Origin of the sequence: Moraxella marmotae, from assembly GCF_042219885.1 — a bacterium.
Lineage (GTDB): Bacteria > Pseudomonadota > Gammaproteobacteria > Pseudomonadales > Moraxellaceae > Moraxella > Moraxella marmotae.
Genome location: NZ_JBHJHR010000002.1, coordinates 562734 through 577693 on the forward strand (window position 1 = coordinate 562734; position 14960 = coordinate 577693).

The window sequence follows — 14960 nt, forward strand, 5'->3', positions numbered from 1 at the left end:
TCCTATTTTGAATGGTCACGGATAATCGCCAAAATCAAAACAATAAACCCATACAAAATGAGCAACAATAACAACGAAGTGCCAATCACATAAGCGTGGCGGGGATAAGTGGCATCTTCGGCGGCGTGCGGCGATGAAATTACCACCAAATTTTTCATTTTGCGTATCGCTTCGATGCGAGCACTCTCTAGTGAAGTCAATGCCAATTTGTACAGCTCATTGGCAAACGCAACATCGGCTTTGATGGCTTCAAATTGTGCCGTTTGGGCGTTGAGTCGGCTGTTTTTTGGCGAAGTCAGTTTGTCCTGCTCTTCACGGATTTGCTTTTCTACAGAAGCGATTTGACTACGCAAACTCACTACTTGCGGTGCTTCAGGGTTTAGGTAGCTAAGCAGTTGCCGCTCTTCGGTTCTTAGGCTGCTTAATTGCCCTTGCAGCGTAGCAATCACCTGATTGATAATCTGGGCGTTGGTTTGCGGGTCAAAGATTTCGTTGGTATTTTGATAATCCAACAGCTGCTGCTTGGCTTCATTTAGGCGATTTTCGGCATCGCTGACTTGTGTGGTAACAAAAGCAAGCTGTTCACTGGCGACTTTTTTGGAAATGTCATTGACAAATTGTTCAGACTCGCCCAAGATGGCTTGGTTTAGCTGTAAGGCAAACTCTGGCGTAAAGCCTTCGGTGGAAACCTTCAGCACCGAGCTGGGTTCGTCCAAAGTTACCGAAACTCGTTTTTTGTAATATTCCACCAGTTCTTCTTGGGAAGCATCTTGGTCGATTTCATTGACAAAATCTTTGCCATCAACATAATAGCTTTTGCGAAAATCAAAACGCTTATCCAGCTTGTCAATCAAATCTGTGGATAAAATGTACTCTGTCAAATATATCGCATCATCACGATTGGTGTTATTAACCCCCAAAAGTGCCGAAATGCCCGTGGCTGATGTGCCTTGCTCGCTGACCTGCTTGACCACCACATTAGAAGTGCTGACATAGCGTGGTGCGGCAAACAGCAGCAAATAACAGATAATAACAATCCAAGGTATAACCACCACCACGGCAAATAGCCCTTGGTTGATACGCTTACTTCTTAGCTTCATGGACATGCTTGTTATATACCTCGATTGCTTGTTTTACATCATCAAACACATGTGCTTTTTGATTCATTAATACGATGGCAAGATCACAATTTCGCTCAATATCGCCCAAATTGTGCGACACCACCAAAAACCCCGATTGCTCTCTGCGTGCTTGCAGCACTTCTTCGCTGCGTTTACGAAATGCCGCATCGCCCACCGCACTGACTTCATCAAGCATATAATAATCAAAATCAAATGCCAGCGACAGCCCAAAAGTCAAGCGTGAACGCATACCAGATGAGTAGCTTTTGACTGGCATATCAAAATATTTGCCAATATCGGCAAACTCTTCGACAAAGCGGATTTTTTCGTCCACATAGTCGCCATTGGAATACAGACGGCAAACAAAGCGAACATTTTGGCGACCTGTCAGGCTGCCCTGAAAACCACCGCCAACACCGACTGGCCATGAGATGGTCGAATCAGTAATCACCTCGCCGCTGTCTGGCTTATCCAAGCCACAAATTATGCGCAGCAGTGTGGATTTGCCCGCACCATTTCTGCCCAGCAGTCCCACGCTTTGCTTATCTTCGATGGTGAAATTCAAATCCTTAAACAAATAATGCCGACCTTGCGGGGTCATAAAGGACTTGGTGATGTCTTTGACTTGAATCATATTTGTAAATTCTTTATCAAATTATTTGTCAATTTGGCAAAATGTAAAGCTTATAAAAATATTAGCCATTATTTGCTGCGAATCAAATCATGCTCGCATGCCTTATATAACAGCAACCCAAAAAACACCACACATATCGTCCAAATGGTAAAATAAGCACCACTGGCATGATATACTGGATAAGTCGGTGCCAGTGCATGGCGGATTAGCTCAAGATTGTGAATGAATGGATTGTACATCAAATAGCTCAAATACGGCTCAGGAACGATATGTACTGAATAAATCACACCTGATGAAAAATACAGCACGCTAAAAAAAATACTGATAATTTTGCCAATCTCACCACCATAATGACCAACAATCATCAAAATCAACGCCAGCCCAAAACTAAAAAAGAACATACCAATCCAGCCCGCCAAAACAATGTGCAAATTGGCAACGCTAAATTCCACCCCGAAAAACAACAAACCCACCAGCAGCAAAATAAAGGTGAAAAAATAAATCAATAATTCCAAAAACGAGCGAGCAATGATGATATCAATATGGCGAACGGCACGGTACATAAGCAGCCCTTGGTTTGCCTCAACTGCCCCCAGGGATCGTAAAGCAATCCGCTGCATCATAAAAAATGGGATAATGCCCGCCACCAAAAACAGCTTATAATCCATGCCGGGCAACACACGCTTCATCACCGCCCCAAAAATAATGAGCAAAATCAGCACCTGCGCCAGAACCTCCAGTGGTGCCCACAGATACCCCAGACGATAACTACCAAATCGTGTCTGCAATTCACGCATCAATAAAGCATGGATTGCAGCAATCATCACCGCAATGCCGCTACGCTTTTTAATGGGTCGATAAGGGGGAAGTTTTACGGACATAAATTATCTGATTATTAAATTTTCGCTATTGTATCATATCCGCCATCGCCAATCCACTCTAACCCCCCAAACCAAAAACCCCCGCACTCTCGTACGGGGGTCTGAAATAAGGTGCTGACGATGACCTACTCTCACATGGGCGAACCACACTACCATCGGCGCTAAGACGTTTCACTTCTGAGTTCGGGAAGGGATCAGGTGGTTCCATCTTGCTATTGTCGTCAGCGTAAAAGGATTAACAACGCTGCTTATGAGTCTGTTATTTAATTTTTACTTTAAATTGTTATCTTTTTAAAGCTATTCAAGATTGATTCAAGCTTGCTAGGTAAAATCTTTACACTTTATCATACTAAACCACTTGGGTGTTGTATGGTCAAGCCAAACGAGCAATTAGTATTGGTTAGCTACACGTATCACTACGCTTCCACACCCAACCTATCAACGTCGTAGTCTACAACGGCTCTTTAGGGAAATCTTATCTTGAGGTGGGCTTCCCGCTTAGATGCTTTCAGCGGTTATCCCATCCGAACGTAGCTACCCGGCAATGCCACTGGCGTGACAACCGGAACACCAGAGGTTCGTCCACTCTGGTCCTCTCGTACTAGGAGCAGATCCTCTCAAATTTCCAACGCCCACGGTAGATAGGGACCGAACTGTCTCACGACGTTCTAAACCCAGCTCGCGTACCTCTTTAAATGGCGAACAGCCATACCCTTGGGACCTGCTTCAGCCCCAGGATGAGATGAGCCGACATCGAGGTGCCAAACACCGCCGTCGATATGAACTCTTGGGCGGTATCAGCCTGTTATCCCCAGAGTACCTTTTATCCGTTGAGCGATGGCCCTTCCATACAGAACCACCGGATCACTAAGACCTACTTTCGTACCTGCTCGACTTGTGGGTCTCGCAGTTAAGCGCGCTTTTGCCTTTATACTCTTTGAACGATTTCCGACCGTTCTGAGCGCACCTTCGTACTCCTCCGTTACTCTTTAGGAGGAGACCGCCCCAGTCAAACTACCCACCATACATTGTCCTCGATATTGTGATATCTGAGTTAGAACCCCAACATAACCAGGGTGGTATTTCAAGGTTGGCTCCATGGCAACTGGCGTCGCCACTTCAAAGCCTCCCACCTATCCTACACAAGTTAGGTCAAAGTTCAATGTAAAGCTGTAGTAAAGGTTCACGGGGTCTTTCCGTCTAGCCGCGGGTACACAGCATCTTCACTGCGATTTCGATTTCACTGAGTCTCTGCTGGAGACAGCGCTGCCATCATTATGCCATTCGTGCAGGTCGGAACTTACCCGACAAGGAATTTCGCTACCTTAGGACCGTTATAGTTACGGCCGCCGTTTACTGGGGCTTCGATCAAGAGCTTCGCATACGCTAACCCCATCAATTAACCTTCCAGCACCGGGCAGGCATCACACCCTATACGTCCACTTTCGTGTTTGCAGAGTGCTGTGTTTTTAATAAACAGTTGCAGCAGCCTGGTATCTGCGACTGCCAACAGCTTACACCGCAAGGGTTTCACCGTCGGCAGCGTACCTTCTCCCGAAGTTACGGTACCATTTTGCCTAGTTCCTTCAGCAGAGTTCTCTCAAGCGCCTTGGTATTCTCTACCTGACCACCTGTGTCGGTTTCGGGTACGATTTGTTTATAACTATCGCTTAGAAGCTTTTCCTGGAAGCATGGTATTTGCCACTTCGCCAGTAAACTGGCTTGCTATCAGATCTCAGTAATAGTCTAGCGGATTTGCCTACTAAACCTACCTACATCCTTCCACCTGGACAACCATCGCCAGGCTGGCATAACCTTCTCCGTCCCTCCATCGCATCATAAACAAGTATCGGAATATTAACCGATTTCCCATCGACTACGCCTTTCGGCCTCGCCTTAGGGGTCGACTCACCCAGCCCCGATTAACGTTGGACTGGAACCCTTGGTCTTCCGGCGAACGGGCTTTTCACCCGTTTTGTCGTTACTCACGTCAGCATTCGCTCTTGTGATACCTCCAGCATACCTTACGATACACCTTCACAGGCTTACACAACGCTCCCCTACCACTTAATTGAAACAATTAAATCCGCAGCTTCGGCTCCTAGTTTGAGCCCCGTTACATCTTCCGCGCAGGCCGACTCGACTAGTGAGCTATTACGCTTTCTTTAAAGGGTGGCTGCTTCTAAGCCAACCTCCTAGCTGTCTGTGCCTTCCCACATCGTTTCCCACTTAACTAGGAATTTGGGGCCTTAGCTGGCGGTCTGGGTTGTTTCCCTCTTGACGACGGACGTTAGCACCCGCCGTCTGTCTCCCGGATATTACTCATCGGTATTCGGAGTTTGCATCGGTTTGGTAAGTCGGGATGACCCCCTAGCCGAAACAGTGCTCTACCCCCAATGGTATTCGTCCGAGGCGCTACCTAAATAGCTTTCGGGGAGAACCAGCTATCACCGAGTTTGATTAGCCTTTCACCCCTATCCACAAGTCATCCCCTACCTTTTCAACGGGAGTGGGTTCGGTCCTCCGGTGCCTGTTACGGCACTTTCAACCTGCTCATGGATAGATCACTCGGTTTCGGGTCTATACCCTGCAACTAAACGCCCTATTAAGACTCGGTTTCCCTACGGCTCCCCTATACGGTTAACCTTGCTACAGAATATAAGTCGCTGACCCATTATACAAAAGGTACGCCGTCACGGAACAAGTCCGCTCCGACTGCTTGTATGCACACGGTTTCAGGTTCTATTTCACTCCCCTAACAGGGGTTCTTTTCGCCTTTCCCTCACGGTACTGGTTCACTATCGGTCAGTCAGGAGTATTTAGCCTTGGAGGATGGTCCCCCCATCTTCAGACAGAATTTCTCGTGTTCCGCCCTACTTAATATGTCGCTTAAACAGTTTCGCATACAGGACTATCACCTACTATGGTTGGCTTTCCCACGCCATTTTGCTACTGTTTAATTGATCGGCTCCTCCCCGTTCGCTCGCCGCTACTTGGGGAATCTCAATTGATGTCTTTTCCTCGGGGTACTGAGATGTTTCACTTCTCCCGGTTTGCCTCATAAAATAAATTATGATACCTAAGTTATCTTAGGTGGGTTTCCCCATTCAGAAATCGCCGGGTCACAGGATATTGCCACCTCACCGACGCTTATCGCAGGCTATCACGTCTTTCATCGCCTCTGACTGCCAAGGCATCCACCATGTGCACTTCATTACTTGACCATACAACCCCAAAGGGTCTTTAATGTATGGGTAATGTGTAACGATTCACCTATGTTTACGCTTGATTCAGTTCTCTTTACTTTAGCTAAGTACATTTTGGGGTGTACTTAGCATGGTTAATAAATTACGTTGGATAATTTATTAACCCAGACTCATAATCATGTTGTTAAATAATAATATAAACTTCGTCAGTTTATAAAGTTAAAGCATAGATAAGAAATCTTTCTTAAATCGCTTATGTATGCTTGATGTTTAATGATTGGTGGAGCCAAGGAGAGTCGAACTCCTGACCTCCTGCGTGCAAGGCAGGCGCTCTACCAACTGAGCTATGGCCCCATAAATGGTGGGTCTAATAAGACTTGAACTTATGACCCCCGCGTTATCAACACGGTGCTCTAACCAACTGAGCTATAGACCCGTTTTAAACATCTTACTAAAGAACAACTTGTTGTGAATTCTTGCCAATCAGATATCTTCGTTAAGGAGGTGATCCAGCCGCAGGTTCCCCTACGGCTACCTTGTTACGACTTCACCCCAGTCATCGACCCCACCGTGGTGATCGCCCTCTTGCGTTAGGCTAACCACTTCTGGTGAGATCAACTCCCATGGTGTGACGGGCGGTGTGTACAAGGCCCGGGAACGTATTCACCGCAGCATTCTGATCTGCGATTACTAGCGATTCCGACTTCATGGAGTCGAGTTGCAGACTCCAATCCGGACTACGATAGGCTTTTTGAGATTGGCATCACATCGCTGTGTAGCAACCCTTTGTACCTACCATTGTAGCACGTGTGTAGCCCTGGTCGTAAGGGCCATGATGACTTGACGTCGTCCCCGCCTTCCTCCAGTTTGTCACTGGCAGTATCCTTAGAGTTCCCACCCGAAGTGCTGGTAACTAAGGAAAAGGGTTGCGCTCGTTGCGGGACTTAACCCAACATCTCACGACACGAGCTGACGACAGCCATGCAGCACCTGTATCACAGTTCCCGAAGGCACTAAGCTATCTCTAGCGAATTCTGTGTATGTCAAGACCAGGTAAGGTTCTTCGCGTTGCATCGAATTAAACCACATGCTCCACCGCTTGTGCGGGCCCCCGTCAATTCATTTGAGTTTTAACCTTGCGGCCGTACTCCCCAGGCGGTCTACTTATTGCGTTAACTGCGTCACTAAGTCTTCAAGAGACCCAACGACTGGTAGACATCGTTTACGGCGTGGACTACCAGGGTATCTAATCCTGTTTGCTACCCACGCTTTCGCACCTCAGTGTCAGTATGATGCCAGGGAGCTGCCTTCGCCATCGGTATTCCTCCAGATCTCTACGCATTTCACCGCTACACCTGGAATTCTACTCCCCTCTCACCTACTCTAGTTACCCAGTATCAGATGCAATTCCTAGGTTAAGCCCAGGGCTTTCACATCTGACTTAAGTAACCACCTACGCGCGCTTTACGCCCAGTAATTCCGATTAACGCTTGCACCCTCTGTATTACCGCGGCTGCTGGCACAGAGTTAGCCGGTGCTTATTCTGTGGGTAACGTCAGGGCTAATGGGTATTAACCATTAGCTTTTCCTCCCCACTTAAAGTGCTTTACAACCAAAAGGCCTTCTTCACACACGCGGCATGGCTGGATCAGGCTTTCGCCCATTGTCCAATATTCCCCACTGCTGCCTCCCGTAGGAGTCTGGGCCGTGTCTCAGTCCCAGTGTGGCTGATCATCCTCTCAGACCAGCTACAGATCGTCGCCTTGGTAGGCCTTTACCCCACCAACTAGCTAATCCGACTTAGGCTCATCTAATAGCGAGAGCTTGCGCCCCCTTTCACCCGTAGGTCGTATGCGGTATTAGCTTGAGTTTCCCCAAGTTATCCCCCACTACTAGGCAGATTCCTAAGCATTACTCACCCGTCCGCCACTAGGTATCAAAAGCAAGCTTTCTAACCTCGTTCGACTTGCATGTGTTAAGCCTGCCGCCAGCGTTCAATCTGAGCCATGATCAAACTCTTCAGTTTAATCTTGTTTTGCCTATGAGTTTGACTTAGTAAACTAAGTTAAATCGATAGGGCTTTAATGTTGGCTCATTTATCGTACTTACTAGCAAATATTTGCTCATCGTGTAAATGAATTAACTTTGAGTATTTTTGCCTTACTTAAATAAGTGTAATACTAAGATAAGTAAAAGTATCAATAAATGATAATATTTTTAAGTATCTTGTATTGACAAAAATCCACACAAGTTGTTCTTTAGTTTGGATTTTAAATAGTTTGTTAATCATCGTCTGATTAACTTGAGCTGACTATTATAACATGGAATGTTTTAATGTCAAGCGGTTTTTTTTTATTATTTTCGAGATTATCTTGAAATACTCAATTTATTATCCCAAAAATATTACCTTGTTTATCAAGGTATGCAGTATATTATAATTGTTTAAAATCAGATGTCAAGCATTAATTTTAAGTTTTTATAATATTTGGTGGCGATGAAGAGACTTGAACTCTTGACCTCACGATTATGAGTCGTGCGCTCTAACCAGCTGAGCTACATCGCCGTTACAGGACGCAAATTATAGCACAAAGTTACGCCTTGTCAATAACAATTTTTGAAAAAATTGCAAAAATTTAAAAATAAAAAGCAGACCGATAAGCCGGGTTCTGTCGTGGACAATCATTCATCTAGGCGTGCCGTTGCCGACACGCTCAAGCAACCTACCCGAACTCTGAGCGGGCAACCCATTGAGTTCCTATTTGGTCTTGCTACATGTGGAGTTTACCTTGCCATGAACTGTCGCCAGTCATGCGGTGGGCTCTTACCCCACCGTTTCACCCTTACCCGACCACTTAATTTGACTGTCGTCAGTAGACACATCAAAATCAATCAAATTAAGTGGTCGGGCGGTCTATTCTCTGTTGCACTGGTCGTGGGCTTTCACCCCCTAGCCGTTAGCTAGCACATCGCCCTGTGTAGCCCGGACTTTCCTCTGACAATGATGCCAGCGATTGCCTAGTCTGCTCTGAGCTGATTATAGCACAGTTTTGCCCATTTTAATAACTGTATTTTAATAACGCTTTGTCAAGTTAAGAATCGGCGGTTAATTTGTGGTATTTTGCCAATAATTGCTCTTGGCTTTCTGGATATTTGGGGTCTTTTGGAATGCAATCGACAGGGCAAATGTCCACACACTGCGGCGTGTCATGATGCCCCACACATTCGGTGCATAAATCAGGATCGATAATATAAATGTCATCACCTGCCGAAATCGCTTCGTTTGGGCATACTGGTTCGCAAACATCGCAGTTGATACATTCTTCGGTGATTTTTAGTGCCATGAATTGTGCCTTTATGTGCTTAAATTGGTGCTTTGATTTGCCTGTTTTTAATTTTGGGTTTTGATTTTTTATGAAATTATATGAATTTATGAAATTGTATAAAAAATCAACGAAATTTTTGCTCAAAAGCCTGCAAAACCGACTCGGAGACAAATTTACTGACATCGCCGCCCAGTTTTGCCACTTCACGCACCAAAGTTGATGAAACAAAAGAATACTCTTGGGACGGCGTCAAAAATACCGCTTCAAAATTGTCATTTAAGCTGCGGTTCATATTGGCAAGCCCAAATTCGTACTCAAAATCACTCACCGCACGCAAACCCCGCAAAACAGCACTGGCACCTTGCTCTTGGGCAAAATCAACCAACAAGCCTTCAAAGCCCACCACCGAAACTCTGGGATTGTCCGCAAAATAGCTCTCAACCAAAGACACTCGCTCATCAAAATCAAACAGCGGTTTTTTGTGATGGGCAAAAGCCACGGCAATGACAACTTCGTCAAACAGCTTTAGGGCACGATTTACCAAATCAATGTGGCCATTGGTAATCGGATCAAAAGTGCCGGGATAAAGAACTTTTTTGGGCATGGTGGTTGTCTTATGTCTTTTGATAATTTGGGTGATTGTTATTAAATAAAGGCGATTATAGTAGCAAATTTTTGGCAAATTTTAAACCATCACGCCCAAACCAAGCAAAGATTGGCAAATAAATTGGCAATTTAAAAGACAAAATTGCTTTGTCTTTTAAATTGATCAAAATTTAGCAACTTGATTGGCAAACTGAATTAACGCTTACAAAAGCCTTGCTGCTGCAAATAATCCAGCATAAACGGACGCACTTCGCCGCCAAAGGTCGCTGCAATCTGTGCCTTCCAGTCCAAATCCAGCCCACGGCCTTGGTAGTACTCACGCACCACTTCATTATACGCTGCCAAATCGGCATCGCTGGCAGCCTGATAAGTGTCGGTCGATACCAAAACATCAAGTGGCAAGCGTGGGCGTTGGGATTGATTGACCTTTGATGACATATCTGGGTGGCCTAGGCACAAGCCAAATAACGGCACGACATGCTGGGGCAATCCCAAAACCTGCCCAGCTCGCTGAATGTCATTACGCAAGCTGCCAATGTACACGCCGCCCAAGCCCAGACTTTCGGCAGCTGCCAAGACATTTTGAGCCATCAAAGCCGCATCAATCGCCCCAATGATTGCCACTTCTGTCCAGTCCGTCTGCACATCGGCAAGCTGATGGTGGCGATGACTGTCCATACAAAATACCAAATATTCGGCACAATCTTCGACATAAGCATGACCCAAGCGTTTGCCTGCCTGCACAGCTTGCTCGTACTCTTGTTCGCTCATGTCGCACGAAATTTGGCGTAAGGCGGTACGTTTGGCTTTATCCACCACTCGAATCACACTCGCCGCCTGCAAAAAGCTCGATGTCGATACCGCTCTGCCTGCTTCTAACACGGCCAAGAGCATCTCATCAGAAATCGGCTCGCCAGTATATTTGCGGATTGAGCGATGCTCAAGCAAGGTTTGTAGTGTTGGTTTGCTATCTAGCATGGTGTATTCCTTTTAATAACCCATTGATTTTAATGATTTTAATAAAATAAAAAATCAAAATGATAAATTGACTTTTTAGCTTTGGCAATTTTGACAATATACTTGGCAATGTTGCATAAGTTGCAAAATAATTCAACGCCAAAATTGATATTGTCTAAACAAAAATAATGGTCATATTAGCAATTATCCTGCCCAAGTGCAACCAAAAGCACACCAGCCGCTAAATTTTCTGGGCAAACACAAATTGCCAAACCACAAGTCCAACCGCACCCATACCGCATCAATAAAATTGTCATCTTTGCCATTATCTTTTATAATGCCATGCTATAATTGGGCGAATTAATGCTTTTAAACAGTTTTACTTTAGACAATTTTAAACAATTTGAATTAAAAATCCAAGGAATAACAATGGCAAAAAAACCAAGCAATCAAATTTGTGCCAACAAAAAAGCACGGCATGAGTTTTTTATTGAAGAGACCTTTGAAGCAGGGCTGGCACTCGAAGGCTGGGAAGTCAAGTCCATTCGTGCTGGCAAAATGACCATCACCGAAAGCTATGTCATCTTTAAAAATGGCGAAGCGTTTTTGTTCGGAGCGCACATTCAGCCGCTATTGACCAGCTCAACGCATGTACACCCTGACAATATCCGCACTCGAAAATTACTACTTCACCGCCGTGAAATTGACAAATTGTACGGCATGGTTCACCAAAAAGGCCATGCTGTCGTTGCCCTGTCCTGCTACTGGAAAAATAGCCGTGTCAAATGCGAAATCGCACTGGCAAAAGGCAAAAAACTGCACGACAAGCGAGCCACGCTCAAAGAGCGAGACTTTGCTCGTGATAAGCAGCGCGGCTTTAAAAATCAGCTGTGATTGAGCGGTTTTGTCGGTGCGTGCTGTGGTGTTATTTTTATAAATATTATTTTTAAGTAAATTTTTTTAATTGATTTTTAAATTTTTAAAATAATAAAACCATCACGGCGACATCTGGCGGCGATACGCCAACATGCCTTGGACAATCAAACACAGTACCGCCAGCCAAATCAAACCATAGCTGATAAGCATACCCAGTTCAAATGCACCGCCCAAAACGGTGATGGACAATAAAAACAGCAACACTGGCTCAAGGTAGCTTAGCATACCAAATAAGCTGACAGGCAACAGGCGACTGGATTGGATATTGGTTGCCATCGCCAGCACGCTAATCGCCCCCAGTCCAAATGCCTTGGCAAGCAAAACGCCATCTTGTGCCACTGCCGCCGCCCCACTGCCGACAATCGCAAGCAAACAAAACGGTGCAATCAAGCACACATCAACAAACAAACCTGTCAAAGCACCAATGCCCAATTTGCGGCGAAAAACATAATAAATCGGATAAGTGCCACACACCCATAAAGTCGCCCAACTGATGCCGCTGGTGCGGACAATCTCAAAGCCCACGCCTGCCGCTGCCAATGCTACCGCCAGCGTCTGCAATCGAGACAGCCTTTCGCCAAATACCAAAAACCCTGCCACCACCATCGCCAAAGGAAACAAAAAATAACCCATGGCAACCTGCACGCTTTGCTGATTGACTGGTGCCCACATAAATAGCCAAAATTGACTCGCCAAAATCGGCGTCGGCAACACCAAATACAGCCAATCCTTAACCCCTTTTAGGTTTTGTAACTCAGCTTTGATTTGCAAAAATTTACCGCTCAATGTCAAAAACAGCACCATGCACAGCCACATCATCACCATTCGCCACAAAAACACCTGCGTCCCTGACAGCGGCGACAGCCATTTGCCATAAGCATATGCCACGCCAAACAGCACATTGGATAGCACCGCCAACGCCACACCAACGGCAAGCTGGCTCATCAATCGCTCACTCGTCAGAGTTTTATGTGGAATTTTATCTATTTTATTAACGATGCTATTCATATTATCTTAAATTAAATTGGTGATGATTTGACGGATAAATGAGAATTTATGCCATGTATTTTAAGAAGATTTGATGAAAAGATAATTTGACATTATGCCAATTTATGGATTTATTTTGCATAAAAATTAAAATTTTGATAAAATTTCTCACATTTTGGCAAAATACGACAATATGCACAAACTTGATGACATTGACAAACAAATCCTAAATCTGCTACAAGACGACGCCACTTTGCCACTCAAAAGCATCGCCGAAAAGCTAGGGACTTCGGTGGCAACCACCCAAAGACGCATCGCTCAGCTAAACCAAAATAAAGTCATCGAGCGGACGGTCGCCATTGTCAATCCTGTCAAAGTTGAGCGTCCGCTCACCGTGCTGGTACTGATAAAAATGAGCCACTCAAACACACCGATGCAGCACCGCTTTGAGCGACTGATGGCAAAGCACCCGCAGGTAATGAGTTGTTATGAGATTTCTGGCGATTATGATTTTGTGCTGATGGTGGCTAATCAAAATATGCAAGATTATCATCGTTTCACTCGCCAAAATCTGACTGGCGAGAATAATGTTGCTCATTTTAACAGTCAATTTGTGATGAATGCCGTCAAATCCAGTACCAAAATTCACCTAGATAGCCAAGAGTGATGATTATGATAAATAAATTTTATGGTGGCGTGTTGGCAAATGTGCCAATGATTGTACTATTAAGCGTGGCGATGGCTGGCTGCCAAGACAAATCCGCCGAGCAAAACCTAAAACTCATCAGCGATGAAGCTCAAGCCACCCAAGCGGCACAAAGCGAAACTGTATCAGACGATGATAAATCGCAAAATGCCCAAACAGATGCAGCCAATCCGCACGATTTTGATGCGTTATTACAGCAGCTGGGCGACACGCAAACGCCTGAAACAACTGCCAAGCCGATCATCACCGCCGATGGCAAAACACAGATAGATTGGTCGCAGATTGATACCAAAACCGCCCAAGCAGACGCTGATAACTTTGATTATCCGTTTGCCATTGACAGTCAGCCTGTCATCAATTATGCCAAGACCTTTGGTGTCAGTGCCAAACAAGCCCAACACGCCATGATGCTATCAATGGCAAGCCCTGAAGCACTGGGCAAAGTGGTTGATCAGCTGGGCGGCAAATATCTGTCGCACCACTTTCGTGATGGCAAAAATCCTGCCTTGATTATCCAGACCACGCCAGATGTCGTCAGCCAGACGCACGATTATGTGATTGCTGATAAATTTGGCGAAGGTTTGGTTTTGCCTGTTGAAATTATTCCAAGTGATGATAAATAATTTGGTAAAATAACAAAACCAAATCAGCAAAAATAAAAGCAAGTTTAAATTTAGACTTGCTTTTTTTATTTGATCAAATATGCTAATAAGTCTGGCGGCTGACCGAACCGACATAAATCGCCAACATGGTCAATGTCGCCCCAAACCACTGCATGGCATTGATGGGCTTATGCAACCAAAAATAATCCAAAACCAACGCCGCCACAGGCTCGGTCAGCAGCAGCAATCCTGTCAAGGCAAGGCTCAATTTTGGGATACTATAAGCAATCACACCCCATGCCAAGCACTGCATCACCACGCCATAAACCAAAATCCAGCCAACTTCTGTCATTGACACTGGTAACAATTTATCATAATCAAGCCACAGCATCAAAGGCAGCATCGCTAGCGAACCGCCAATGCCTACCAAGCTCATCAGTGGCAAAATCGCCACCGTCGCCTGCCGATGTGCCTGCCGTATCCAAGTCATCGAGATGGCAAGGCACGCCCCAGAGACAATCCCCGCCACCAAGCCAAAACCTGCCTTGGCATTATGCCCAAACTCAGGGCTGGCAATCAAACCCACGCCAATCACCGCAAGGACTAGGCTTGCCAGCTGAATTTTGCTTTGTTTTTCTTGATAAAACACAAAACCAATCAACGCCAAGAAAAATATCTGCAAGCTGTTTAGCAGCGTTGAGATGCCTGGCCCTAGTGCATAAATGCTTTCATGCCACAGTGCCAAATCCAGTCCCAATGCCGCCCCTGACAGCAGTGCAAATACCATCGCTGGGCGTGATGTGGGGAATTTTTGGCGAAAAATGCACGCCAACAACACAAAAATCAGCGACGACACCACCAACCGCCAAAACGCCATCGCATACGCCCCAAGCGACACATGGGCGACAATCAAGCTGCCCATGCCAAATAGCACACAACCAATCAGCAATCCTGATATCGGTAGCGTCTGCGAAGTTTTGTGCATGGGTTTGCTCCTTTTT

Annotated in this window: 11 protein-coding genes, 3 tRNA genes, 3 rRNA genes and 1 other RNA gene; 3 read left to right on the top strand and 15 right to left on the bottom strand. The window is 45.5% G+C overall.

What is annotated here, in order from left to right; translation table 11 throughout:
* Window positions 1-2: 2 nt before the first annotated feature.
* The 13 genes from ACFBZI_RS02825 to nfsA form a co-directional block, all read right to left on the bottom strand.
* Window positions 3-1100 carry a KpsE/RkpR family capsule polysaccharide export protein gene (locus tag ACFBZI_RS02825; RefSeq protein WP_375714936.1) on the bottom strand — a complete coding sequence of 366 codons (1098 nt, stop codon included), beginning with the start codon at window positions 1098-1100 and terminating at the stop codon, window positions 3-5.
* Window positions 1084-1755, bottom strand: a complete 672-nt coding sequence (locus ACFBZI_RS02830) for an ABC transporter ATP-binding protein (RefSeq protein WP_375714937.1) — start codon at window positions 1753-1755, stop codon at window positions 1084-1086. The genes ACFBZI_RS02825 and ACFBZI_RS02830 overlap by 17 nt, the downstream gene beginning before the upstream one ends.
* A gap of 68 nt (window positions 1756-1823) precedes the next feature.
* Window positions 1824-2636 (bottom strand): ABC transporter permease, encoded by an 813-nt coding sequence (locus ACFBZI_RS02835; protein ID WP_375714938.1) that lies wholly within the window; start codon window positions 2634-2636, stop codon window positions 1824-1826.
* Window positions 2637-2748: 112 nt separating this feature from the next.
* Window positions 2749-2862: ribosomal RNA gene (gene rrf, locus ACFBZI_RS02840) — 5S ribosomal RNA — on the bottom strand.
* A gap of 143 nt (window positions 2863-3005) precedes the next feature.
* Window positions 3006-5860, bottom strand: a 23S ribosomal RNA gene (locus ACFBZI_RS02845).
* 260 nt (window positions 5861-6120) lie between these two features.
* Window positions 6121-6196, bottom strand: a tRNA-Ala gene (locus ACFBZI_RS02850).
* A gap of 5 nt (window positions 6197-6201) precedes the next feature.
* Window positions 6202-6278 (bottom strand) — tRNA-Ile (locus ACFBZI_RS02855).
* Between the two features lie 61 nt (window positions 6279-6339).
* Window positions 6340-7868 (bottom strand): 16S ribosomal RNA (locus tag ACFBZI_RS02860).
* Together the 16S, 23S and 5S rRNA genes with 3 tRNA genes alongside form the textbook arrangement of a ribosomal RNA operon.
* Before the next feature lie 460 nt (window positions 7869-8328).
* Window positions 8329-8405, bottom strand: a tRNA-Met gene (locus ACFBZI_RS02865).
* Window positions 8406-8481: 76 nt separating this feature from the next.
* Window positions 8482-8869, bottom strand: an RNA gene (gene rnpB, locus ACFBZI_RS02870) — RNase P RNA component class A.
* 62 nt (window positions 8870-8931) lie between these two features.
* Window positions 8932-9183, bottom strand: coding sequence for a YfhL family 4Fe-4S dicluster ferredoxin (locus ACFBZI_RS02875; protein WP_375714939.1), 252 nt, complete (start codon window positions 9181-9183; stop codon window positions 8932-8934).
* 106 nt (window positions 9184-9289) lie between these two features.
* Entirely contained in the window at window positions 9290-9769 is a 480-nt protein-coding gene (coaD, locus tag ACFBZI_RS02880) for a pantetheine-phosphate adenylyltransferase (RefSeq protein ID WP_375714940.1), read from the bottom strand.
* 197 nt (window positions 9770-9966) lie between these two features.
* Window positions 9967-10749, bottom strand: coding sequence for an oxygen-insensitive NADPH nitroreductase (gene nfsA / locus ACFBZI_RS02885; protein WP_375714941.1), 783 nt, complete (start codon window positions 10747-10749; stop codon window positions 9967-9969).
* 408 nt (window positions 10750-11157) lie between these two features.
* Here nfsA and smpB point away from each other — a divergent pair, with 408 nt between their 5' ends.
* The gene (gene smpB / locus ACFBZI_RS02890) at window positions 11158-11622 is read left to right on the top strand and encodes an SsrA-binding protein SmpB (RefSeq protein ID WP_375714942.1); all 465 of its coding nucleotides are present in this window, start codon (window positions 11158-11160) and stop codon (window positions 11620-11622) included.
* 102 nt (window positions 11623-11724) lie between these two features.
* Here smpB and rarD read toward each other — a convergent pair whose 3' ends face one another.
* Window positions 11725-12672 (bottom strand): EamA family transporter RarD, encoded by a 948-nt coding sequence (gene rarD, locus ACFBZI_RS02895; protein WP_375714943.1) that lies wholly within the window; start codon window positions 12670-12672, stop codon window positions 11725-11727.
* A 172-nt stretch (window positions 12673-12844) separates the two neighbouring features.
* On the opposite strand from rarD, the gene ACFBZI_RS02900 reads away from it, so the two are divergent.
* Complete coding sequence (locus ACFBZI_RS02900; protein ID WP_375714944.1) at window positions 12845-13318, top strand: Lrp/AsnC family transcriptional regulator; 474 nt, start codon at window positions 12845-12847, stop codon at window positions 13316-13318.
* Between the two features lie 5 nt (window positions 13319-13323).
* Entirely contained in the window at window positions 13324-13980 is a 657-nt protein-coding gene (locus tag ACFBZI_RS02905) for a hypothetical protein (protein ID WP_375714945.1), read from the top strand.
* An 82-nt stretch (window positions 13981-14062) separates the two neighbouring features.
* Here the strand turns inward: ACFBZI_RS02905 and ACFBZI_RS02910 are convergent, their stop codons facing one another.
* Window positions 14063-14944, bottom strand: a complete 882-nt coding sequence (locus tag ACFBZI_RS02910) for a DMT family transporter (RefSeq protein WP_375714946.1) — start codon at window positions 14942-14944, stop codon at window positions 14063-14065.
* Window positions 14945-14960: the final 16 nt, after the last annotated feature.

What these genes read in the sequence shown, in the direction of transcription:
- ACFBZI_RS02825 (WP_375714936.1), bottom strand. Translation starts at nt 1,100, where the DNA reads ATGAAGCTAAGAAGTAAGCGTATCAACCAAGGGCTATTTGCCGTGGTG.
- ACFBZI_RS02830 (WP_375714937.1), bottom strand. Translation starts at nt 1,755, where the DNA reads ATGATTCAAGTCAAAGACATCACCAAGTCCTTTATGACCCCGCAAGGT.
- ACFBZI_RS02835 (WP_375714938.1), bottom strand. Translation starts at nt 2,636, where the DNA reads ATGTCCGTAAAACTTCCCCCTTATCGACCCATTAAAAAGCGTAGCGGC.
- ACFBZI_RS02875 (WP_375714939.1), bottom strand. Translation starts at nt 9,183, where the DNA reads ATGGCACTAAAAATCACCGAAGAATGTATCAACTGCGATGTTTGCGAA.
- coaD (WP_375714940.1), bottom strand. Translation starts at nt 9,769, where the DNA reads ATGCCCAAAAAAGTTCTTTATCCCGGCACTTTTGATCCGATTACCAAT.
- nfsA (WP_375714941.1), bottom strand. Translation starts at nt 10,749, where the DNA reads ATGCTAGATAGCAAACCAACACTACAAACCTTGCTTGAGCATCGCTCA.
- smpB (WP_375714942.1), top strand. Translation starts at nt 11,158, where the DNA reads ATGGCAAAAAAACCAAGCAATCAAATTTGTGCCAACAAAAAAGCACGG.
- rarD (WP_375714943.1), bottom strand. Translation starts at nt 12,672, where the DNA reads ATGAATAGCATCGTTAATAAAATAGATAAAATTCCACATAAAACTCTG.
- ACFBZI_RS02900 (WP_375714944.1), top strand. Translation starts at nt 12,845, where the DNA reads ATGCACAAACTTGATGACATTGACAAACAAATCCTAAATCTGCTACAA.
- ACFBZI_RS02905 (WP_375714945.1), top strand. Translation starts at nt 13,324, where the DNA reads ATGATAAATAAATTTTATGGTGGCGTGTTGGCAAATGTGCCAATGATT.
- ACFBZI_RS02910 (WP_375714946.1), bottom strand. Translation starts at nt 14,944, where the DNA reads ATGCACAAAACTTCGCAGACGCTACCGATATCAGGATTGCTGATTGGT.